Raw genomic sequence first — 21,491 nt, forward strand, 5'->3', positions numbered from 1 at the left:
AACTTTATTCCATTAAATTCTGGTGCTTTTTACGCATTGCCCAGTAAAAGAAGTTGGGGAATACCAACAGTGTAAATACCGTGGCCGTTACTAACCCGCCTATAATGGCTATTGCCAGTGGCTTTTGCGATTCAGATCCTATTCCGGTAGAAAGTGCTGCCGGCATAAGCCCTATGGCTGCCATTAAGGCTGTCATGACCACCGGCCTTGTTCTTGATTTTACACCGTTTATAATAGAATCTGTAAGCGACATCTTTGTCTTAAGATTATTATGAAACTCCGAGACGAGTATTACCCCATTTTGTATACAAATACCCAGCAGCGCAATAAACCCTACCCCTGCCGATATACCAAAGTTTATACCTGTTATTTGTAACGCAAGTATACCTCCTATAATTGCAAACGGCACGTTTATTAGTACTAATAGTGAGTCTTTTATATTGCCAAACATTATAAACAGCAATACAAATATTAATATAAGCGATATAGGCACTACCTGGGCAAGCTTGGCACTGGCTCGTATCTGGTTTTCATACTCACCTGTCCACCCTACAGAGTAGCCTTCGGGCAGTTTAAGTGTTTTTACCTTTGCCTGAGCATCTGCTATGGCACCACCAAGGTCGCGGTCGCGCACAGAGAATTTTACCCCTATAAAACGCTTGGTATTATCCCTGTAAACAAACGCAGGGCCTGTCTCGGTAGTTATACTCGCAATTTCTTTAAGCGGTACTTTAGTGCCGCGCATGGTAGGTACCATAATATCCATAATATCCTGCTCGTCTTTGCGGTACTCGTGCTCATAACGCAGCCTGATATCAAATTTTTTCTCGCCTTCATATTTTTGCGTAGCGGTTTTACCGCCTATAGCCATCTCTAAGATGCTTTGTGCATCGTTTTTTTGCACACCATAAAGTGCCATTTTTTCTTCGTCAAACTTAACACTTATACCCGGCTGGCCAAGGTTGCGAAGCACTCCCACATCTTTAATACCGTCTATGGGTTTTATCTTTTCCATTACCTCATTGGCAATCTTATCTAAAACATTAAGGTCGTCGCCATAAATTTTTACAGCGTTAGATGCCTTAAAACCGGCAACAGCCTCGGCAACGTTATCTATAACCGGTTGCGAATAATTATAAGTAATACCCTGGTACTTGCTAAGCTTTTTATTCATTTGCTCTACAAGCTGGTCTACCGTTAATTTGCTTTTCCATTCTTCATGGGGTTTAAGGTCTACCTGAAACTGCAGGAATCCAAATCCATTAGGGTCGGTACCATCGTTACTACGCCCCGTTTGGGAAAGTACATCGTTAACCTCATCAAAAGTTTGCAGTTCCTTTCGGATTATTGCAGCCATCTTAACACTCTCTGTAAGCGAGTTGCTTATAGGGAGCTCTGCAGTTACCCAAAGGGCACCTTCGTTAAGCGGAGGTAAAAATTCTGTTCCCATAAATTTTGCCGAGAACAGTGTAAGCACTAAAATAACCATAGATATTATTATTGAGGCTTTCTTGTTACCAAATGTTACCCTAAGTCCTTTGCCCACTATCCTGTTAAAGAACTCTACAATAGGGTTGTGTTTTTCCTTAACGTTTTTGTTAAGCAGGATAGAGCACAGTACCGGCACTAATGTAAGTGTAAATATAAGGGCTCCAAGTAGGGCAAAACCAAGTGTCCAAGCCAGTGGCGAGAACATTTTACCTTCTACTTTCTCGAAAGAGAAGATAGGCAGCAGGCCCGATATGATAATTAATTTACTGAAAAATATTGCCACGCCCAGCTTAGTACCTTCTTTGCGAATTAAGCCAAGTTTAGATAATTTATTATACCGCTCCGGGCCTATTTTGTGTTGAAGGTGGTCTAAGGACACAAAGAGCCCCTCGACCATTACGACCGCCCCATCTATTATAATACCAAAGTCTACCGCCCCCAGCGAGAGTAAGTTGGCACTCATGCCCTTTAACTTAAGGCACAGAAACGCAAAGAGCAGCGCCAGCGGAATGATGATGGAAACAATAAGCGTAGTACGCCAGTCGGCCATAAAGAGAAATACAATTACCGTAACTAAAAGTATACCCTCTACAAGGTTATGTGTAACAGTATGTGTACAAAATTCCATTAACCTGTCGCGGTCATAAAATGTTACCAGCTTAACATCTTTAGGCAATACATTTTCCTGGATATCCTTTATCTTCTCTTTAAGCCTGCCCAATACTTCCGACGGGTTTTCGTTCTTGCGCATTACCACAATACCTTCTACCACATCATCATTACCATCAAGCCCTACCTGCCCTACGCGTGGCACGTTAGAGATATTTACCTTAGCAATATTTTTAACCAGTACGGGGTTACCATCTCGCTCTGCCACAATAGTATTTTCTATATCCTGTGTATTATCCAGCAGGCCAATGCCTTTTACCACATATGCCTGCCCGTTCTTTTCTATAACGTCGCCGCCCACGTTTACGTTTGCCTTGCTCACGGCTTCATAAACTTCGGGCGAGGTAAGCTCATATTTTTGCAGCGCAATAGGGTCTATCGCTATCTCATAGGTTTTTTCGCGGCCACCAAAGGCAACAACATCGGCAATGCCGGGCACTGCCCTTAGCTGCCTGTCTATAACCCAGTTTTGCAGGGTTAAAAGGTCGCGGGTATCTTTAGTATCGCTGTGCAGGGTATACCTGTAAATCTCGCCGGTAGGGCCATAAGGCGGCTGCACATCGGGCTCTACGCCATCGGGCAGCTGCACATTGCGCAACTGGTTGTTTACCTGCAGGCGTGCAAAAGTATCGTCTACATCATCATCAAAAATAATTTTTATGATGGATAGCCCAAACATGGTAATACTACGCACATTGGTCTTTTTTTGTACCGAGTTCATGGCTATCTCTACAGGCGCTGTAACAAAACGCTCTACCTCTTCGGCACTACGGCCGTTCCATTCGGTTACAATAATTATCTGGGTATTAGTAACGTCCGGGAACGCCTCTACCGGAATATTTTTATAGCTTATAATGCCCGCTATAACCACTATGCCTACCCAAAAAAAGGTAAACAGCTTATTGCGCAGCGAAAAGCCTATTATGTTTTTTATTAACTTGTTCATCTTCTTTTACGTTTAATCGTTTATAGCATCATAGATTAACAAATTGCTTTTTACTATTACTTTCTCGCCCTCTTTAAGCCCGGCAGATAAGTAAGTAGTTTTATCGAGTGCCCTGTACACCTGTACCTCGCGGGTCTCTATATTATCTTTAGACTTAAACACCATTACAAAATTCTTGTTCTTATCAAACACTACTGCCTCGCTTGGTATAGCAATATATTTATCGGCATCGGCATAATTAATGGTAACGGTAGCATTCATCTCCGGTTTAAGGGCAATGTCATGGTTGTGTACTTTTATAAGTGCTTTAGCAGCCCTTGTATTTGGGTCTATAACATTAAACACCTTATCTATTTTACCGGCAATATTTTTATCGGGGTATGCAATGGTTTGTATAGTGGCTTCCTGCCCTTGTTTTACTTTGCTAAGGTCGCTCTCGTTTACGTTAGCCAGTACCCACACATCGTCAAGCTTGGCAATGGCAAATACACCATCTTCACGGTTAGTAGACAGCAGCTCATTAGGGCTAATGTCTTTAGATACCACATAACCGCTTATGGGCGCATACATATTGTAAACAGAGCCGCTTTTAAGCTTATAGATGTTGTTTATCTCGCCCATCCTTGCTTTTTCTGCCTTTGCTTTTTGCAGTTCTTTTTGTGCCATAACAAGCTCTTTTTCAGATGCCAGTTTGCCCTCATACATATCTTTAACGCTTTGCAGGTTACGCTCTGCAATAGACACATTAGCATCGGCATCGCTGGTCTGGCTCTGAAAACCCGCCACCTCGCTACTGCGAATGCTTGCCAGCAACTGGCCCTGTTTTACAAAGTCGCCCAGCTCTACATTAATTTTTATTACGTTGCCGCCCACAGCCGGGTACACCTGCGCTATGCTGTTATTATCGGCGGTTACCTTACCAAACAACCTAAGCTCATTTTGTGCCAGCTCTGTTTTTGCCGTTGCAAAGGTGCTTTCGTTATACATGGTATCGGTCATTACAAATTTCTTTGCTATATCTTCTTCAACAGCCTCCTTCTTTTTTTCACAACCTGTTAGTACAAAAAGAGAAGCCATTGCTATAAGGAATATATATTGTGGAGTTTTCATTTTTTAAAAGTTTTTAGTTCCGGTTACATAATTAATCTGCGCGGCTGCAAGGGCAAGTTGTTCTTTTACCCTTTCTACCTCTGTTTGTGCCTCATTATATGATTCAAAAAAATCGGCAAACTCTATCATCGATACATTCCCTTTCTGGAAATTGTTTGTTATCCCGGTATATACAGCATCAAAATCCTGATTAATAAGTTTGGTAATACGCTTGTATTCATCTACACTGCGTGTATAATTTTGATACGCCGCCAGTACTTCATTAGTAATTTGCAGTTGTTTGTAGTCGGCATTTTTAAGGCCCTGCTCTACCTGTATTTTTGCAGTTTGTATATTACCCCTGTTCCTGTCGAAAATGGGAAGCGGTATACCAATACCTACATTTGCCTGGTGAAAAAAGGCATCACCCTGCTGGTTGTAACCTGCACGTAATGTAATATCGGGTATGGCAAGTTTTTTTTGTAACGATACATTAAGCTTAGCCGACTCTATTTCCAGTTTTGCCTGGTTAAGGTCTGGCCTGTTGGCTAACGATTTGGCTAAAACATCATCATATAAAATGCCGTTGTTCGCATAAGCATTGGCCTCATCTGTAGTATAAATTGCCTCTGTATTTGCACTAAGCCCCAATAATATATTAAGCTTTTGCTGCTGCTCTATAAGTACAGCGCTTTCTTCAGATTTGTCGTTGTTTATCTTTACATAAACCGATTTTAAACGCACTAAATCTTTTAAGGCAATGTTGTTTTTATCTACCTGTACCTGGTAACTTGTAATAAGATAATCCAGCTTATCCAGCAACTTGTTGTATTTTTCTATAACTTTTTGCTGGTTGTGCAGGGTGTAAAAAGACTCCCATATTTGCAATTGTAAATTGCGGGTAATATCTGTAAGCTCAGCTTCTGCCAGTTTTTTATCCAGTTTGGCAAGTTCTATCTGGGCTTTGCGTTTACCGCCTAAAAGGATAAGCTGCTCCAGGCCTGCGGCAAAATTGCCGTTTTTACCCGTAGGGAAATACTTGTTGTTCTGCCCTTCAAAACCTATCATATCGGCAGTAACCTCAGGGTTAGGGTATACCTTGGCCTGTATTATCTGGGCACCGGCCTTATCTATGTTATATTGCTGGGCAAGCAGAAGGAAATTGTTTTTAAAAAACAGCTCTTCGGCCTGTTTTATTGTAAGTGTAGCCGGCTGTGGGGCCTGCGCTACAGCAACTGCCTGTAATAGCAATAGTGCTATCCAGACAGAGAATTTTTTAAATTCCATGATCTTATTTATTAAATACTATTAAGGATATGGTTTTGCACAATGCAAAACATAACAATACCAAAAGCCGGTAAATGCATAGCACATACAGCACATAACCTTTTAGAAAACTAAAAAGCTACACGTATTGATAAAAAAATAGTATTTAAGCCTGCGGAGGCGGAGAAAATAAAGTGAGTAACGGGGAATTGTAAATTTGGTGCGAATAAAAAGTAGCACTAAAAGCAGGCTTGTAGTTTACCGCTATTGTTTTTTTAAATTGCAGGGGCTGGTATTGCTCAAAAACCCAAACCACTTTTTTAGCATTAAATTTATTTGTAATGGGAGTTTTAGAGTGGTGCTCCGGTATTGCGTTTTCTATATTCAATACATCTTCAAGCACTAACTCTACAACACTGTCTATCTCGTTAAAGTTAGCCTGCACCTTATTGTGCTCAAATAAAGTATGCGGATTATCTATACTAAAATTGAGTATGTGCAAAGCCATAAGCAAGCACAAAACACGATTTCCTATATGATTTTTTATATACTTCATTTTGTAAGCATCCAAAAGTAACTACAATTATGTTAAAGACAGCATAAATCCTGCCAAAAAAAACTGAAAGCCTGTTTTAATAAGAAAAAATATTAACTATAATGTTTTCGTTAACCAATACAGGTTTAATTTAGTTGGCAAAGGTGCTCGAATGCTGACGCTTTCAGGGAAGGCTAAAAAGCAAAAACCCGGTTTGCAAATGCAAACCGGGTTTTGTACTATTATTTTTTCTTGTTTTTAGATTTCGCTTTCTTTTTAGCTTTAACCTGTTTTTTTGCTTTTGCTTTTTTCTTTGCTTTAGCCTTATCTTTTGCTTTTTGCTTTTTTGCGTTGTCTTTCTTTTTAGCCTTTGCTTTCTTAGATTTATTGTTCTTAGATTTTTTAGCTTTTTTCTTTGCCTGGGCTTTAAGCTTATTTTTTTTAGCTTTTTTCTTAGACTTTTTCTCTTTAACAACAGCAACTACTTCATTAATCTCTAAAACTGCTTCTTCAGCAGGAGTTTCTGTAATTTCTGCTACGGCTGGAGTCTGTTCTGCCCTTTCTTCAGTAGCAGGGGCTACTTTAGCAACCGGTTTACGTGGGGCTGCCGGTTTGCGTACAGGTTTAGGCTTTTCTGTAACAACAGGTGCAGTAGCCTCTGTAGTTACAGCAGTTTCAGGAGTTGCGTTTTCTGTAGTTAAATTGTTTTCTTCAGTTTCAGGGTTTGTGTTAACAGGTAGTTCCATTTGTAAATTGTCTTTATTAGTATACTTTCTTCTCTAGTGGGACGATAACTACTGCTTAATTAATAACTTCATCAGTATTAATTAATTGTAAATTTATCATTAACAAAAATACTCAATAAACACATTCGCCAATGTTAAGTTTTTAGTGTTAAAAGCGCACTACACAACCCACCTTAGTATTTGCATTACAAGCGTTTACACTTAAAAGCATACTACACTTTTTGCATGATCTTTTCAATCTGCTCTGCAGATATCTCCGGATTGGCCCCTGCCTCCCCTGCAACCAAAGCACCTAAGGCACAGGCAAAATCCACCGTTTTTTGTGGGTCGGCGCCAGTAAGTAAGCCGGTTATAAGTGCAGCAAGAAAAGAATCTCCCGCCCCTACAGTATCGGCAACGGTAATTGTATAACCATCGTTGCGGTACATAGTCCCGTTCCACAGTAACGTAGCCCCATGCTTACCCTTAGTTACACAAACACCTTTTAACTTAGCTACATTGGCAACAAATACCATATTATCTTCGGGCAATGTGTGCTTAGAACCAAGGCTAACTGCAATTTCCAGCAACTCTTCGTCATTAAACTTTACAAAATCCGAAGCCTGCATAAGGTCTTCAAGCCCGGCTGCGGTATAGTTAGGCTTACGCAAATTAACATCAAAGACTTTATATACATCACTTTTAAGCAATTCTTCGAGCGATTTTTTAGATACCGTATCCCGGCATACGAGGCTGCCGTATATAAGCACATCGGCATTAGCCACAAGGCTGCGGGCATGATCGTTTAAGGTTATTTTATCCCACGCCGACGGATATTTTATTTCGTAAGTGGCACTTCCCCTTTCATTTAATAAAACCTGAACCACTCCTGTAGGATAATCATTATTTATTGTAATAGCGCCGGTATCCAGCCCCTGGTTACTTACATAAGCAATAATATCTTTGCCGTCGTTGTCATTACCCACACAGCTTATCATTGCCGCATTGCAACCCAGTGCCTGCATCCGCAAGGCTACATTAAGCGGTGCGCCGCCTATTTTTTTATCGTTGGCAAAAACATCCCACAGCACTTCGCCATAACATACAGCATTAAGCTTACCTTGGTTATACATAGTTAGTTGGTTTTTATTTTGGCAGTGCCGTTACTACAATTTTGGTAATATGAAATCAAAGTCTAAAGTTATATAAACTCTTACACACAAAAATGTATCCAACTTATATATAGCGTTAACTTAACCTGTAATTTTTGTCTTTTTAACATAAAAAAGCGCAACCGGATTTCCGGTTGCGCCAGTGTATATTTTATATTAGGTTCATGCAATGATTAATTAAATGTTTGCCTAAACTCTAACGGCGATACATTCATTTTCTTTTTAAATAGCTTATTGAATGACTGTGGATATTCGAAACCCAGATGATAGGCAATCTCTGCCACAGAAAGGTTTGTTACAGAGAGGTATTCTTTAGCCTTCTCTATAAGTTTATCATGAATGTGCTGTTGTGCACTTTGTCCTGTAAGCGATCGCAGCATATCGCTTAAATAATGTGGCGATACATTAAGTTTACTTGCTAAAGCTTCAACAGTAAGCAGGCCGTTTTTAAGGGTTTGTTCCTCTTTAAAACTATCATTAAGCAACTGTTCCATTTTAGTGAGTAAATCGTGATTTACGGCTTTGCGCGTAATAAACTGCCTTTCGTAAAAACGGTTGCTGTAGGTTAACAGTAAATCTATTTGAGAGAGTATTACGCCCTGTGTGTGCTTATCTATATGCTGGTATTCTTCATCTATTTTTGTAAAGATATCGGCAATGTTCTTCTCTTCTTTATCCGAAAGGTGCAGTGCCTCGCTAACGCTGTAAGAAAAGAAACCATAGTCTTTAATAGCTGTGGCAAGCGCGTGGGCATATAAAAAATCGGGATGGAACAAAAGGGCAAGCCCAATACCGGAATCCGGGGTAGTATCATCTGGCGTGTCAAGCGCCTGAATTTGCTTAGGCGCAATAAAAGTCATGAGGCCTTTATCATAATCATAATAGCGCTGGCCATACTTTACCTTTCCCACGATCCCTCTTTTTAAAGACACGCAATAAAAATCCAGCGAAAACTGCTCCCTGAAAGTGTCATTGTTAAAACGCATGTCCTGAACACGCACCACACTAACTAACGGATGCAAAGGTTCCGGTAACGATACCAACCTATGAAATTGTGATATGGAATTGATGGTTCTCATTTCAATTTTTTTATAAAGTTACAACAGGCAAATGTTTCTCAATCCAATTGCCTGTACTTTTTAATGCTACCCAAGTATCATTGCCCTTATCTCTTTCCTCGATTCCTCACTGCCTATTTCAAGCCGCCTTGCGTAGGCCGCCTTTGCATCATCTCCTGCTATATAGCGTACCTGGTCTTTACCATCGGTTGCAGCCTCATAAACCACAGATGCAATAGCCTCAACGGGAGATGCTGCTTCCATCATTCCGTCCATAATTGTAAATAGCTTGTCTTCTAACTCTTTATATTCAGGCATAGAATTCCTGTCCAGCGACCTGCCTAAAAAATCGGTAGCAAAACCACCCGGTGCAACGGTCTTAATTTTTATATTGTGTAGGCCAAGCTCGAACGACATACTCTCTGACCAGCCTTCTACACCAAATTTTGTAGCATGGTAAAGGGAATGCAACGGAAACGCCAGCAGCCCGCCCATAGATGTTGTGCTTATAAACACACCATTCCTCTTTTTCCTAAAGTGTGGAATAAATGCCTGCGTAACCCTTAACACACCAAGCAGGTTTGTATTTATTTGCCTTAAAACCTGTTCATCGCTAAAGGCTTCCAGAGCGCCCATCAGTCCATAACCGGCATTATTAAACACCACATCTATACTGTGCTGGGCAATAGCTTTTGCTGCCGTGGTTTTAATTTGCTCCGGGTTTGTAACGTCGAGCGGTAAAAGGGTAACGTTTTCTAATTGTATAAGTTCTGTTTCTTTTTCAGGGTTGCGCATGGTAGCGAGAACATTCCAGCCCTCAGACTGAAACAACTTTGCTGTAGCTTTGCCTAAACCTGAAGATGCTCCTGTAATAAAAATTGTATTTGCCATTTCTTTGTTGTTAAAAATTTACACGACAAAGTTGCAACAAGTAAAACCGCTGCGTGTTTCCAAAACGGGGTTAGTTGTTTCCAAACTAAAGACGGCATTCTCAATTAGGCTACTTAAACCCTCATTTAGGCTAAAAGCAAGACCATGTATAACCAGACCTTTGTTATGTTATTAATTTAAAACATACAACATGTCTAATAGTAGTAAAACAGGAAAAGTTTGGTTCATTACAGGTGCATCGCGCGGTTTTGGCCGTGTGTGGGCAGATGCCGCACTTAAACGCGGCGATAAAGTTGCTGCCACAGCACGCAGCCTTGCAAGCATTGCCGGCCTTAAAGAACAATATGGGGATAATGTACTTACGCTGGAACTTGATGTAACCAATGCAGAACAGGTAAAGGCAACCGTAGCGCAAGCCCACGCCCACTTTGGCAGGCTGGATGTTGTTCTTAACAATGCCGGATATTCGCTCGTGGGTACCATAGAAGAGTGCAGTGCAGATGACATAAGGGCACTGTATGAAACAAATATATTAGGTCCGGTTGCCGTAATACAGGCTGCTTTGCCACTCTTAAGAGCACAGGGCTACGGGCATATTATGGGCACATCGAGCAACCTGGGCCATGTAACGCTGCCGGTTATAGGTTACTATGCCTCTTCTAAATGGGCTTTTGAGGCCATACACGAAAGCCTTGCTACAGAGGTTAAAGCCTTTGGCATTAAAGTTACCATTATAGAACCGGGTGCTTATGCTACCGAGTTTGGCAGTGCAGACTCTTTAAAGTTTGCCGCAGGCCTTGACATTTACACTGATTTTAAAGAAAACTTTTTTAAAGATTTAAGCAATCTTGAAAGAGGAAACCCGGAGGCCACGCCAAATGCCGTCTTTGCAGTTGTGGATGCAGAGAATCCGCCTTTACGTATACACCTGGGCAGCCATAACCTGCCGTGGGTAAAAACAGCGTATGCCGAGAGAATGGCAGAATGGGAAAAATGGGATGATGTGGCATCTGCGGCGCAGGGTATTTAAAAAACAAAATAATATGCAGGATAACCGGTAAATCAATATCGGTTATCTTTGTTATAAAAACCTATGAGATGAATAAGGAAGAAAACATCCCGTTAAATTTTGCCTCATTAACAGAGGCTGCACGTGCCTTTGGCCTGGCACAGCCCCAGCATCCGCTTATAACACTTATAGACAGCGAAAGCAACAAGGTTGTAGAAACTGCCGTACACCAGCCTCATGTACTAAACTTTTACAAAATATCCTATAAGCCAAGCCTTAGCGGCAAGTTAAAATACGGCCAGCATTACTATGATTTTGATGAAGGTGGGTTGCTTTTTGCCGCACCTAACCAAATTATTGGGCCGGATGTTGCCGGTAACGGCAAAATATGTTCGCTTTACACGCTGCTCATTCATCCTGATTTTTTATTGTCGTATCCGTTAGCAAAAACCATAAAACAGTATGGCTTTTTTTCCTATTCGGCTAACGAGGCATTGCATTTATCTGACGCTGAAAAGGACACTATAATCTCTTTATTTAAAATTATTGAAGACGAACTTAACAGCAGGATAGACGATTTTAGCCAGGACGTTATTATATCTCAAATAGAGTTGCTGCTTAACTATGCCAACCGATTTTACAAACGCCAGTTTATTACCCGCAAGGCAGTAAGTAATACCATGCTGCAAAAACTGGAAGAAATTTTAGAAGAGTATTTTAATACCGAAAAATCTGTAAACCACGGAATACCTACTGTACAATACCTGGCCGATACTTTAAATATATCTGCAAGTTACTTAAGCGATATGCTACGATCCCTTACCGGGCATAATACACAGCACCACATACACCATAAATTAATAGAAAAGGCTAAAGAAAAACTATCTGCCACAGAACTTTCTATAAGCGAGATTGCTTATGCCCTGGGTTTTGAGCATCCGCAATCGTTCAGCAAGCTATTTAAAACAAAAACAAGTGTATCGCCCTTACAATTCAGGCAGTCGTTTAACTAATTACAAATAGCTTATCAAAGCTTTAATAATAGCATCTGTTGAAGCTCTTTTACTTTTCCCCGCAGATTGCCCTGCCCATAGTGCAATAAAATCTTTTATATTATTTTGCTGGGCAAAGCTCCTTACAGGTGCCATTAACTGATTTTGCAAAGTATAGTATGGGATTTCAAGACCGGCGGCATCCATCTCTTTCATAAATTCGTTTGCAATGCCCCTTGCCCAACGTCCGGAAAATGCCCTTGTAAGAACTGTAGCAGTATCATCTGCATTAAGCACGGCTGTTTTATAGGCTTCGCTGGCAGTACTTTCGTGTGCTGTGATAAATGGTGTGCCTATTTGCACACCAGATGCTCCAAGCGCAAGCGCAGCATTAATAGTCTTACTGTCATAAATACCTCCCGCTGCAAGCAGCGGTACATTAACCTCATCGGCTATTTGAGGCAAAAGCGAAAACAGCCCAACCTGTGGCAGTACCTCATCGTGCAAAAAAGTGCCCCTGTGCCCCCAGCCTCTATACCCTGCACAGCTATAACATCTACCCCGGTAGCTGCTAAAACCTTAGCTTCGGCAACAGTTGTGGCGGTTCCTGCTAAAATAGTACCTTTGGCTTTTAAGGCGGCAATTACTTCTTCTTTAAGCTGTCCAAAAGTAAAACTTACTACAGGAATGTCTTGCTGCAACAGGATGTCTATTACATCTTCGTAGTAGTAAAAGCGAAATTCGTCAATGTCCTGCCTTTCAAATGGTATTGTATACTTCGCACAAATGCGTTCCAGGAAATCCTGCATTAACGCTAACTTATGGGCCTGTACTTTAGCGGCCGGCAAATGCGCAAACAGGTTAACGGCAAACGGTTTATCTGTCAGGCTTTTTGTTTCTTTAATTAAGGAAGACACCCTATCGGGCGACAGGCCACCTGCAGGCAGCGAGCCAAGTGCCCCTGCATTGCAAACTGCAGCAACCATAGAGGGCGATGTAACCCCAAGCATAGGCGCCTGAACAATAGGGTATTTTATATTAAAAAGCCTTGTAATTTCCTGCATAGCTGTATTATTTGTGCACATACACTCCTTTACTATAAAGTTACAAATAAATGGCATGCCTGCATTTTAATTTTATAAACATAAAAAACGCAACCCAAATTATTGACGGGTAAATAATTACAGTAATTAAATAGCAACGTTTGCTGTAGCTTTCAGGCAGTCGTTTAACTAACACAAATAAACCTATATGCTCATTACATACGCTATGTAAACAGCTCTATTATTTTTGATAATCCCTCCTGAGAGTGCATCCAGTGGGTATTATCTAACGATTCTTGCCCCACCTCTGCAAACCTTTTAAACATTTCCTCTTCATAGCCTGCAATTGCCGATTTTAAATTTGTAAAACTGTTTCCCGTTAGGCTATCACTTAACTGTAGCGCATCAAGCATTGCTATATTTACCCCTTCGCCTGCATAAGGCGGCATCAGGTGGGCGGCATCACCTATCAGGGTAATATCCGGTTGCGCTTTCCAGTACTGGTTTAATGGCATGCAGTATAATGGCCTTGGTGTAAAATAGCTTTCGGTATATTCAAATAGTTCCTGCCACGAGTCATCCCATGCAGCATATTCGTTTTTAAACCATTCTAAAATCTTTATATTGTCTTTAAAATCAGTGCCACTTTCTTTAACCCAGCCATCAACTGCTTTAAAACCTATATAAAAATCCAGGCTGCCATCGCCCTTGGCACTCATGGTTATTGTTTTGCTGTCGCCAAAAGCCATGATCTTGCCCCCCTGTAGCAGCTTGTAAATTTTTGGGGCGTTGTTTTTAGCGTCATAAATATTGCGTTCTAAAATAGTAACGCCGGAATAAAAAGGTTTAACGGGTGTAACAAACGGTCGAATTTTAGAGTTTGCGCCATCGGCACCTACAATAACATCTGCAATGGCAGTAGTCCCGTTTTTAAAAATTATTTGCCAGGCATCGTCAACTTTTTTAAGCGACACAATGTGGCTGTCCCATATAACGGTATCGGGCTGTAACGAATTCAGCAACAGGTCCCTTAATGGCGCACGGTCAATTTCCGGCCTAAACCATTCGTCGCCAAAATTGTCCGCAGGCTCTTTGCCATGTTCGTCAAAAAAAATAACACCATCTTTATTAAGAATACGAATCTTATCGGCACCCGGCCTGTAATTTTCTTTAAAGGCGTCCATTAGTCCTGCTGCTTCGAGCGCCTTAAGGCCCGATTGGTAATGCAGGTCGAGTGTTGCGCCCTGCACGCGCACGTCTCTGCTGCTGTCTCTTTCATATACTTTTACAGTAACTCCTTTGTTTTGCAAAAGCCTTGCAAGTGTTAGCCCGCCGGGGCCACCGCCTATTATAGCTATACTCTTATTATGTAACAACATATTTTTATTATTTATATTACAAAATTAAAAATACCTTTACAGTTAAAATAACCTATTTAGATACTAAAATAGTCGTAAATGAAAATATCGCTTATTGATAAAGGTTTGGGCATCATGTCTCAATTTGCCCAGGCAATTGGGGCAACCGTTAGCGGCCGGTTTATTTACATACCTAAAAGTAAAGGGTCTGGTTATATTACGGGCTTTAACTGGGATAACGGCATGCGCATGCTGCTGCGCAATTACCACCTTAAAGAAAATGTTATTATTGAGCGCACAAATGAACTGACAGACGATCAGGACGACATTGTTTTTATGCTAAGCGGTGTGTTTTCATCGCATATTCAGCCCGAAAAACAGCTATATACAGAACAGGCAAATGTGCTTATATGCAGGCATGCCGTTTCATCTGTAATAGAAATGCCGCCGGATACCATTTTTGGGAGTATTACAATTGCAGTACCAAGACAGTACCTGCATAGATTTTTTAGCGAAGTAAACCACCCTGTAATTAAAAGCATTCTGGAGGCTAAGAATAATTTTGTATTTGAAAGCGGCATATCGTCCGAAATAATAAAAACCGCTAACGACATATTGAACCAACCCGTGCCTGAAAACCTGGAAAACTATTACTACAGGTTAAAATGCGAAGAGTTATTATGCAATGTTTTTAACTTGCTCATGCAGCGTGAGGCTGTGCCGCCAAGCAGTATGCACATAAACGATATAAAAGCTATATATGCTATAAAAGCGCATTTACAGTCTTACCTTAATGAGCCGCCTAATATTGCCTTACTCGCTAAACAGGCTAATATGAGCCAGCCAAAATTGCGCAAGCTTTTTAGGCAAACCTTTGGCAAAGGCATTTTTGATTATTACCAAACTGCCCGTATGCAGGAAGCTGCAAGGTTACTAAAAGAAATGCGGTTATCTGTTTCAGAAGTTGGCTACCAATTAGGCTTTACAAACCTTAGCCACTTCTCAAAAGTTTTTGAAAAGCATATTGGCATGAAACCCAAGAAATATTCGGCCAGTGAAAACTAAAAAAGCGCAACCAAAAACTGATTGCGCTTGTAGCAGTAAAGCCTTGCTATTTAAAATTTTGCAGCAAATTCTTTAGCAAATTCCTCCAGTTTAATTTTTCCTGTTACCGGTGCATTAGTTTTAAGAAAGTGCGATGCAACACTGCCGTTACTAAGCCCTGTTCCCATTTCTGTATATAATCCGGCAATTTCTTCGGGTAATCCTGCCTGTAGCATGCCCTGTAAAGACTGCTCATCTGTAAATTCAACCCAGGGTAGTTCAGGCTTGTTTATGGCAACACCCAATGCTTTTGCAACTGCCCCGGCCTGCACAACATCGCTTACAATATACCTTATGTAATTTCCGCTGGCAGCTTTTTGTAATTCTTCTGCTGCCGCTTCTGCTATATCATTAGGGTGTACTAATGGCAGTACTGCCGTATCTGGAAAATTACCGCCCATAATATCCATTCCTTCAATAAGGGGAATATCATTATAAAAGTTAGTGTAAAAATATCCTGCCCTAAGGTAGGTAATAGCTACACCATTTAGCTGGTTAAACAATTGCTCTATATTGTATAAACCTGCTATTGGGCCATTGCCTGTTGGTAAATCTCCACCTATGCTGCTTAGCATAACAACCCTTTGCACCCCCGATTGTTTTATTGCCTGTGCAAAAGCTTCTCCTGCAAGGGTGGTGTTTTTAATAATATTGCTGCCGCCCATATTAGGCGGGGTCATAGTAAATACAGCATGGGCACCCGTAAATGCATCATTAAGAAATGCACTATCGTTTACATATCCTATTGCTGCTTTAGCGCCCAATGCATTAATATCTGCTTCCCGTGCCGGGCTGCTGCTTATAACGGTTACGTCGTGCCCTGCCTTTACAAGATTCTGGGTTAATGGCCTGCCTATGTTTCCTAACGACCCTGCTATTGTAATTTTCATGATTATTGTTTTTATAATTATAATAACAAAGGTATATTTGTACTTACTTTTATACAAGTACTTACCCTAAAGTATGCATCATGACAGCAATTAAAGACAGCTCTACTATTCAGGAAAACAAGAAATATGCGTTAGATAATTGCCCGGTAACCTATTTAATGGAAAAAATAGGCGGGTACTGGAAACCCATAATATTGTACCACCTTGCCGCCGGCGGTAAAAGGTACAGCGAGTTGAAACGCACGATACCCGCCATAACCGAGAAAGTACTTATACAGCACCTAAAGCAACTGGAAGCGGACAAACTGGTAATCAGGGAAGCAAAACCTGTTGTACCACCCCACGTTACCTACACCCTTACTAAGGCAGGTTACGGGCTGCAGCCCATTATACACGAAATGGCACAATGGTCTTTTAAGGACATAAAAGGCGAATTTGATGCGGAGCCCGGCAAACTATAATACAAAAGCGCAACCAATATTGATTACGCTTTTAAAATAGTGAGGTGTTTAAGCTATTGGTTATTGTTCTACCCTTTTCCATGTAAGCCTATGTGTTACCAGCCTGCCGCTTGCCATAAATGGTTCGCCGCTTTCCAGATGTAAAAAACCGTTAGTAAAATGAACAATGCGGCTTTGTGTATGGCCCATCCAGTCAGAAAATAATGAAACATACATGGTATGACTTACTACTTGTTTGTTATCGTCGGCATGAAAAGCACCTGAGTAAGCAAGATATGTTGCATTACCGTGGGTAAATCCATCTAAGGCAGATGCACCGCCAGATACCTGGCTAAGGTTAATTTTCATTATTTGTGCCGACATATATCCGTCAGGATTATACATAATAACTCCCTTAGGCTCCCTGCCCATAGGGTATGTAATTTCTGTACCATCTACAGGCACTTCAATTAATTCTGTTAAAGTCCACGACCCTATAAGCTGCTCACGTAATGTGATTTTCATAATTACAGGTTTATACGTTAAGTACCAAGTGGTATAAAAAAGCTACGATTAGAACGGTTGGTTATATTTGCCGGTTAACGCTTTGTTCTCTATGCTTTTGGCAAAATTTGGAGTTTCTTCATGATTATGAGCATCAGATGCTGCCTGCCTTGATGCAGCTGCATCGGCAAGGTTAACGCCGTGCTCTTTTAAATACTCAAACATTTGGGGTGTTGCGGTAGCATGAATTTCGTTAGTGTACAGAGTGGTTTTATCGTCAATTTTAGTTGCTTTAAGCTCCCATAAAACCTGAACTTTAGTACGCCCGTTTTTAGTAATAGAGTCAGATATAGATAACATACGGCAATAATCCGGCCTGTGTACGGTAGCCACATAATGCTGTACCATTAAATCATCGCCTATAGTTTCTACATTTATAGACATTGGCTCACCTTCATAAGTAGTGGTAATACCCGCACCAAGGTGTTGGGTAGAGCAGCGTTGGTACTCTGCGTCCGGCAGGTTTAGCAACCAGTCTGCAATATTTACTTTTTCTATTGGGGCATTAATAATAGCAGTTACTGTTGAGTGAGACAATGCATTTTGAGATGTTTGTTGAATTTCCATGATCTTGTTGATTTATTCTGTTATTGAAGCAAATCTACACGGTATGGTTTTCAGCAAAAATCAGAAATAACTAAACAGGCAAAAACTATCGTTAAAAAGGTATATACTATCGTTAACCTATTATACCCTGAAAAACTGGCAAACCGGTTATAACAAAATATAAACCAACACAATGTTGTTACCTACCAATGCATTAAACAAAAATTAATTGTAACATATTTACGAAAATCTAAAAAAGAGCCATCTCAAAACAGAGACAGCTCTTTTATAGGAATGTGTCAGACCATGTCCAGGACAGCTTTTTAGTATTTTATAGAAAACCCTGATTATCAAAAATACCCTGGTTTAGTGTTTCTATATAGCCTAACACAGCATCGCGCCCGGTAGCCTCTGTAGATGAGGTAACAAAATACTGTGGCATCTCTTCCCAGTCGCCTTCGGTCATTTTTTTGCGGTAAGCATTTACATGTGCATCTATTTTACCACGGCTTATTTTATCAGCTTTAGTAAATATTATGCAAAACGGCACCTGTGCCTCGCCCAGGTAAGCCATAAATTCAAGGTCTATTTTTTGGGCTTCATGCCTAATGTCTATTAGTACAAAGGCACATACAAGCTGTTCGCGGCGCTCAAAATAATCGGTAATAAACTTCTGGAAAACCTCTTTGGTAGATTTAGATACACGGGCATAGCCATAGCCCGGTAAATCTACAAGAAACCAGTTGGCATTTATTTTAAAGTGGTTTATAAGCTGGGTTTTTCCCGGCCTGCCAGATGTTTTTGCAAGGCTGTTGCGGTTAGTAAGCATATTAATGAGCGACGATTTGCCTACATTACTCCTGCCGATAAAGGCATACTCCGGCAGTAGCTCCTTAGGGCACAGGCTCGCATCAGAATTGCTTACTACAAATTCGGCAGTATTTATTTTCATGGTATTTGTTATTTTGAGGCTATTGCCGGTAAAGCGGCAAAGATAAGGATTTTTAAATTAGGGCATAAACGGCTTAGAAAACGCCTGTAACCAATTGGCTTTAAATAAAAAACCTGACAGGCATAAACGCGTCAGGTTTTTTTGTTTCAATATATTTATAATGGTAATCAAATTTGAGTGCAGTTCAATCTAAAATCTTAATTCTGAAATTTAATGGTTAGGCCCTAATCCTGTTTTAATAAGCCACTCGTGCATTAAGCGGTTAAACTCATCGGGGTGCTCCATCATGGCGGCATGCCCGCATTTATCTATCCAGTACAATGTGCTGTTAGGCAAAAGCTTGTCAAACTCTACGGCTACATCGGGCGGGGTTACAGTATCGTTCTTGCCCCAAATGATGCCCGTAGGAACATGCATTTTAGGCAGATCCTTAGCCATATTGTGCCTTATGGCACTCTTTGCAATGGTAAGCGTTTTAATAAGTTTAATACGGTCGTTAGCCATGGCATATACCTCGTCTACAATTTCGGGGGTAGCAATGGCAGGGTCATAAAATACCGCTTCGGCCTTTTTTTGTATGTACTCTTTATCGCCGCGGCGTGGGTAGCTGTCGCCCATAGCGCTTTCATAAAGCCCGCTGCTGCCGGTAATAACCAGCCCCAGCATTTTTTCAGGATACATTTTAGTGTGGTATAACGCAATATGCCCCCCAAGAGAGTTGCCCAGCAGTATAACCCTTTCAAACCCTTTATAAGTAATAAAATCTTTTACCCAGCGGGCAAAAGCCTTAACATTTGTTTTAAGTAAGCTTTGTGTATATATAGGTAATTCTGGTATTACAACCTTATATCCATGTTCCGGAAAATATTTTGCAACACCGTCAAAATTACTAAGCCCGCCCATAAGGCCGTGCAGTATAATTATAGGTGTACCTTCGCCGGCTTCATAATAGTTGTATTTGCCTTCTTTTTGAGTGCTCTGCATGATAATTGGTAAACGTTCAAGTCAGCACAAATATATAATATTATATATAAAGATAGGTTTTGGGGCTTATTATTTGGCTTAAATTTCATATACAGTACTCAACAACCTGTAATACAATTCCTGTTTTTAATTATTATTGGTAAATGGCCTTTTAAATCTAAAATTTTCAGGATTATAAAATTTTTCAGGCTTCGATATTTTAAATGTTAAGAAGTCTTAAAATTTTATGGAAATAATATTCAGATTTTTTTTAACCCGAAAAAAATTTAAACAACTCTTACAGCAAAGCTGCACACTTGTGTTATGCGAGTGGTAAAAAAGTGTAAAACTTATCAACAAAGTGGGGTGCGGTGGTAACAAGTGGTAAAAAAATTCTATATTTGCTTTAATAAGACTAAAAACCTAACTACTTGAATACCATTATAGGCACATACGAATGTAAGGCTGATTTAAAGGGAAGGCTCATGCTGCCTGCTCCTTTAAAGAAGCAATTGCATGAAGGCCTGGAAGAAGGTTTCGTGTTAAAACGTTCGGTTTTTCAGCCCTGCCTTGAGTTATATCCTATGGCAGAATGGAATAAAATGATGGAAAAAATAAACAAGCTAAACCGCTTTGTAAAAAAGAATAACGATTTTATAAGGAGGTTTACCGCGGGGGTTAAAGTGGTAGAAATGGATAGTGCCGGAAGGCTGCTTATACCAAAAGACCTTGTGGTTTTTGCGGGAATTAAGAATGATATTGTGCTCTCGTCGGCAGTGAACATAGTAGAAATTTGGGATAAAGATAAGTATGAAACGTCAATAGACGAATCTGCAGATGATTTTGCTGAACTGGCCGAGGAAGTAATGGGAAATTTAAATGACGACGATGGAATATCATAACCCTGTGTTGCTGAAAGAAACGGTAGACGGACTTAATATTAAGCCCGATGGGGTGTATGTAGATGTAACCTTTGGCGGTGGCGGGCATTCGAGAGAGATAATGAGCAGGCTGGGGCCTAACGGTAAACTGTTTGGGTTTGACCAGGATGAAGATGCACAGGCTAATATAATAGATGACGAACGTTTTGTACTGATTCCTGAAAATTTCAGGTTTATAAAAAGGTACCTGCGCTTTCATGGTATTAAAGAGGTAGACGGTATACTGGCAGACCTTGGGGTGTCATCACACCAGTTTGACGTGGCAGAACGTGGTTTTAGTACCCGTTTTAACGCCGACCTTGACATGAGGATGAGTAAAAAAATTGACCTTGATGCCTTTAAGGTGGTTAATGAGTATGACGAGGCCGAGATAAAAAGGGTGCTGTTTGATTATGGCGAACTTAAAAATGCCGGTGCTATGGCACATGTTTTAGTTACTGCCCGTGTAGAGGGTGCTATTAAAAACAGTGAGCAGCTTAAACAGGTGCTTGCGCGTTTTTTACCGGGGCATAAGAGCAATAAGATCATGGCGCAAATATACCAGGCCATACGCATAGAGGTTAACCAGGAAATGGATGTGCTTAAAGAATTTTTAGTACAAACGCTGGAAATCCTTAAGCCGGGCGGCAGGTTAAGTGTTATTTCTTACCACTCGCTGGAAGACAGGCTGGTAAAACGCTATATGCGCAACGGCATGTTTGAGGGGGAGCCTGAACGTGATTTCTTTGGCAACTTCGAAGTTCCGTTTAAAAGCATCGAGAAGCTTATAGTGCCATCTGACGCAGAGATAAAAATAAACAACAGGGCCCGCAGTGCTAAGCTAAGGGTGGCTGAAAAGAAATAAGTT

Annotated in this window: 20 protein-coding genes and 1 pseudogene; 6 read left to right on the forward strand and 15 right to left on the reverse strand. The window is 40.7% G+C overall.

The genetic code is table 11. The features are described from left to right. Positions 1-4: 4 nt before the first annotated feature. The 8 genes from F565_RS0113190 to F565_RS0113225 all read right to left on the reverse strand — a co-directional run bounded on the left by F565_RS0113190 (position 5) and on the right by F565_RS0113225 (position 9,842). Positions 5-3,106 carry an efflux RND transporter permease subunit gene (locus tag F565_RS0113190; protein WP_020213712.1) on the reverse strand — a complete coding sequence of 1,034 codons (3,102 nt, stop codon included), beginning with the start codon at positions 3,104-3,106 and terminating at the stop codon, positions 5-7. Between the two features lie 12 nt (positions 3,107-3,118). Beyond that, positions 3,119-4,216: an efflux RND transporter periplasmic adaptor subunit gene (locus F565_RS0113195; protein WP_020213713.1), complete on the reverse strand. Its 1,098-nt coding sequence runs from the start codon at positions 4,214-4,216 to the stop codon at positions 3,119-3,121. 3 nt (positions 4,217-4,219) lie between these two features. Next, positions 4,220-5,482 (reverse strand): TolC family protein, encoded by a 1,263-nt coding sequence (locus tag F565_RS0113200; protein ID WP_020213714.1) that lies wholly within the window; start codon positions 5,480-5,482, stop codon positions 4,220-4,222. Between the two features lie 145 nt (positions 5,483-5,627). Next, the gene (locus F565_RS21640) at positions 5,628-6,017 is read right to left on the reverse strand and encodes a hypothetical protein (RefSeq protein WP_154652607.1); all 390 of its coding nucleotides are present in this window, start codon (positions 6,015-6,017) and stop codon (positions 5,628-5,630) included. 221 nt (positions 6,018-6,238) lie between these two features. Further along, positions 6,239-6,742 carry a hypothetical protein gene (locus tag F565_RS21645; protein ID WP_020213716.1) on the reverse strand — a complete coding sequence of 168 codons (504 nt, stop codon included), beginning with the start codon at positions 6,740-6,742 and terminating at the stop codon, positions 6,239-6,241. Positions 6,743-6,954: 212 nt separating this feature from the next. Next, on the reverse strand, positions 6,955-7,854 hold the full coding sequence (locus tag F565_RS0113215; protein WP_020213717.1) for a carbohydrate kinase family protein: 900 nt from the start codon (positions 7,852-7,854) through the stop codon (positions 6,955-6,957). Positions 7,855-8,066: 212 nt separating this feature from the next. Then, positions 8,067-8,972 (reverse strand): helix-turn-helix domain-containing protein, encoded by a 906-nt coding sequence (locus F565_RS0113220; protein WP_026300049.1) that lies wholly within the window; start codon positions 8,970-8,972, stop codon positions 8,067-8,069. Positions 8,973-9,038: 66 nt separating this feature from the next. Beyond that, on the reverse strand, positions 9,039-9,842 hold the full coding sequence (locus F565_RS0113225; protein WP_020213719.1) for an SDR family oxidoreductase: 804 nt from the start codon (positions 9,840-9,842) through the stop codon (positions 9,039-9,041). Positions 9,843-10,032: 190 nt separating this feature from the next. On the opposite strand from F565_RS0113225, the gene F565_RS0113230 reads away from it, so the two are divergent. Continuing rightward, positions 10,033-10,872 carry an SDR family NAD(P)-dependent oxidoreductase gene (locus tag F565_RS0113230; protein WP_020213720.1) on the forward strand — a complete coding sequence of 280 codons (840 nt, stop codon included), beginning with the start codon at positions 10,033-10,035 and terminating at the stop codon, positions 10,870-10,872. A gap of 68 nt (positions 10,873-10,940) precedes the next feature. Next, on the forward strand, positions 10,941-11,864 hold the full coding sequence (locus F565_RS0113235) for a helix-turn-helix domain-containing protein (RefSeq protein WP_020213721.1): 924 nt from the start codon (positions 10,941-10,943) through the stop codon (positions 11,862-11,864). Here the strand turns inward: F565_RS0113235 and F565_RS23420 are convergent. Both F565_RS23420 and F565_RS0113245 read right to left on the reverse strand, forming a co-directional pair. After that, positions 11,865-12,964, reverse strand: a pseudogene (locus F565_RS23420) (NAD(P)H-dependent flavin oxidoreductase). It abuts the gene before it with no gap. A gap of 146 nt (positions 12,965-13,110) precedes the next feature. Then, entirely contained in the window at positions 13,111-14,265 is a 1,155-nt protein-coding gene (locus F565_RS0113245) for an FAD-dependent oxidoreductase (protein WP_020213723.1), read from the reverse strand. Positions 14,266-14,343: 78 nt separating this feature from the next. Here F565_RS0113245 and F565_RS0113250 point away from each other — a divergent pair, with 78 nt between their 5' ends. After that, positions 14,344-15,309: an AraC family transcriptional regulator gene (locus F565_RS0113250; RefSeq protein ID WP_020213724.1), complete on the forward strand. Its 966-nt coding sequence runs from the start codon at positions 14,344-14,346 to the stop codon at positions 15,307-15,309. A 50-nt stretch (positions 15,310-15,359) separates the two neighbouring features. Here the strand turns inward: F565_RS0113250 and F565_RS0113255 are convergent, their stop codons facing one another. Next, entirely contained in the window at positions 15,360-16,238 is an 879-nt protein-coding gene (locus F565_RS0113255) for an NAD(P)H-binding protein (RefSeq protein ID WP_020213725.1), read from the reverse strand. A gap of 80 nt (positions 16,239-16,318) precedes the next feature. On the opposite strand from F565_RS0113255, the gene F565_RS0113260 reads away from it, so the two are divergent. Continuing rightward, on the forward strand, positions 16,319-16,699 hold the full coding sequence (locus F565_RS0113260) for a winged helix-turn-helix transcriptional regulator (RefSeq protein ID WP_020213726.1): 381 nt from the start codon (positions 16,319-16,321) through the stop codon (positions 16,697-16,699). 60 nt (positions 16,700-16,759) lie between these two features. Here F565_RS0113260 and F565_RS21655 read toward each other — a convergent pair whose 3' ends face one another. The 4 genes from F565_RS21655 to F565_RS0113280 all read right to left on the reverse strand — a co-directional run bounded on the left by F565_RS21655 (position 16,760) and on the right by F565_RS0113280 (position 19,724). Then, positions 16,760-17,203: a lipocalin-like domain-containing protein gene (locus F565_RS21655; RefSeq protein ID WP_020213727.1), complete on the reverse strand. Its 444-nt coding sequence runs from the start codon at positions 17,201-17,203 to the stop codon at positions 16,760-16,762. A gap of 48 nt (positions 17,204-17,251) precedes the next feature. Beyond that, the gene (locus tag F565_RS0113270) at positions 17,252-17,809 is read right to left on the reverse strand and encodes a hypothetical protein (protein WP_020213728.1); all 558 of its coding nucleotides are present in this window, start codon (positions 17,807-17,809) and stop codon (positions 17,252-17,254) included. 310 nt (positions 17,810-18,119) lie between these two features. Beyond that, positions 18,120-18,740 carry a ribosome biogenesis GTP-binding protein YihA/YsxC gene (gene yihA, locus F565_RS0113275; RefSeq protein WP_020213729.1) on the reverse strand — a complete coding sequence of 207 codons (621 nt, stop codon included), beginning with the start codon at positions 18,738-18,740 and terminating at the stop codon, positions 18,120-18,122. A gap of 210 nt (positions 18,741-18,950) precedes the next feature. Beyond that, complete coding sequence (locus F565_RS0113280; protein ID WP_020213730.1) at positions 18,951-19,724, reverse strand: alpha/beta fold hydrolase; 774 nt, start codon at positions 19,722-19,724, stop codon at positions 18,951-18,953. A 410-nt stretch (positions 19,725-20,134) separates the two neighbouring features. Here F565_RS0113280 and mraZ point away from each other — a divergent pair, with 410 nt between their 5' ends. Beyond that, the gene (mraZ, locus tag F565_RS0113285; protein WP_020213731.1) at positions 20,135-20,605 is read left to right on the forward strand and encodes a division/cell wall cluster transcriptional repressor MraZ; all 471 of its coding nucleotides are present in this window, start codon (positions 20,135-20,137) and stop codon (positions 20,603-20,605) included. After that, positions 20,583-21,488 carry a 16S rRNA (cytosine(1402)-N(4))-methyltransferase RsmH gene (gene rsmH / locus F565_RS0113290; RefSeq protein WP_231559623.1) on the forward strand — a complete coding sequence of 302 codons (906 nt, stop codon included), beginning with the start codon at positions 20,583-20,585 and terminating at the stop codon, positions 21,486-21,488. The genes mraZ and rsmH overlap by 23 nt, the downstream gene beginning before the upstream one ends. The last annotated feature ends 3 nt before the right edge of the window (positions 21,489-21,491 follow it).

The organism is Flavobacterium rivuli WB 3.3-2 = DSM 21788, assembly GCF_000378485.1.
Lineage (GTDB): Bacteria > Bacteroidota > Bacteroidia > Flavobacteriales > Flavobacteriaceae > Flavobacterium > Flavobacterium rivuli.

Bases quoted from the DNA above. Each gene is read 5' to 3' on its own strand.
- F565_RS0113255 (WP_020213725.1), bottom strand. From the start codon at position 16,238: ATGAAAATTACAATAGCAGGGTCGTTAGGAAACATAGGCAGGCCATTA.
- F565_RS0113280 (WP_020213730.1), bottom strand. From the start codon at position 19,724: ATGCAGAGCACTCAAAAAGAAGGCAAATACAACTATTATGAAGCCGGC.
- F565_RS0113200 (WP_020213714.1), bottom strand. From the start codon at position 5,482: ATGGAATTTAAAAAATTCTCTGTCTGGATAGCACTATTGCTATTACAG.
- rsmH (WP_231559623.1), top strand. From the start codon at position 20,583: ATGACGACGATGGAATATCATAACCCTGTGTTGCTGAAAGAAACGGTA.
- F565_RS0113245 (WP_020213723.1), bottom strand. From the start codon at position 14,265: ATGTTGTTACATAATAAGAGTATAGCTATAATAGGCGGTGGCCCCGGC.
- F565_RS0113260 (WP_020213726.1), top strand. From the start codon at position 16,319: ATGACAGCAATTAAAGACAGCTCTACTATTCAGGAAAACAAGAAATAT.
- F565_RS0113215 (WP_020213717.1), bottom strand. From the start codon at position 7,854: ATGTATAACCAAGGTAAGCTTAATGCTGTATGTTATGGCGAAGTGCTG.
- F565_RS0113190 (WP_020213712.1), bottom strand. From the start codon at position 3,106: ATGAACAAGTTAATAAAAAACATAATAGGCTTTTCGCTGCGCAATAAG.
- F565_RS21640 (WP_154652607.1), bottom strand. From the start codon at position 6,017: ATGAAGTATATAAAAAATCATATAGGAAATCGTGTTTTGTGCTTGCTT.
- F565_RS21645 (WP_020213716.1), bottom strand. From the start codon at position 6,742: ATGGAACTACCTGTTAACACAAACCCTGAAACTGAAGAAAACAATTTA.
- yihA (WP_020213729.1), bottom strand. From the start codon at position 18,740: ATGAAAATAAATACTGCCGAATTTGTAGTAAGCAATTCTGATGCGAGC.
- F565_RS0113235 (WP_020213721.1), top strand. From the start codon at position 10,941: ATGAATAAGGAAGAAAACATCCCGTTAAATTTTGCCTCATTAACAGAG.
- F565_RS0113250 (WP_020213724.1), top strand. From the start codon at position 14,344: ATGAAAATATCGCTTATTGATAAAGGTTTGGGCATCATGTCTCAATTT.
- F565_RS0113270 (WP_020213728.1), bottom strand. From the start codon at position 17,809: ATGGAAATTCAACAAACATCTCAAAATGCATTGTCTCACTCAACAGTA.
- F565_RS0113225 (WP_020213719.1), bottom strand. From the start codon at position 9,842: ATGGCAAATACAATTTTTATTACAGGAGCATCTTCAGGTTTAGGCAAA.
- F565_RS0113230 (WP_020213720.1), top strand. From the start codon at position 10,033: ATGTCTAATAGTAGTAAAACAGGAAAAGTTTGGTTCATTACAGGTGCA.
- F565_RS0113220 (WP_026300049.1), bottom strand. From the start codon at position 8,972: ATGAGAACCATCAATTCCATATCACAATTTCATAGGTTGGTATCGTTA.
- F565_RS0113195 (WP_020213713.1), bottom strand. From the start codon at position 4,216: ATGAAAACTCCACAATATATATTCCTTATAGCAATGGCTTCTCTTTTT.
- F565_RS21655 (WP_020213727.1), bottom strand. From the start codon at position 17,203: ATGAAAATCACATTACGTGAGCAGCTTATAGGGTCGTGGACTTTAACA.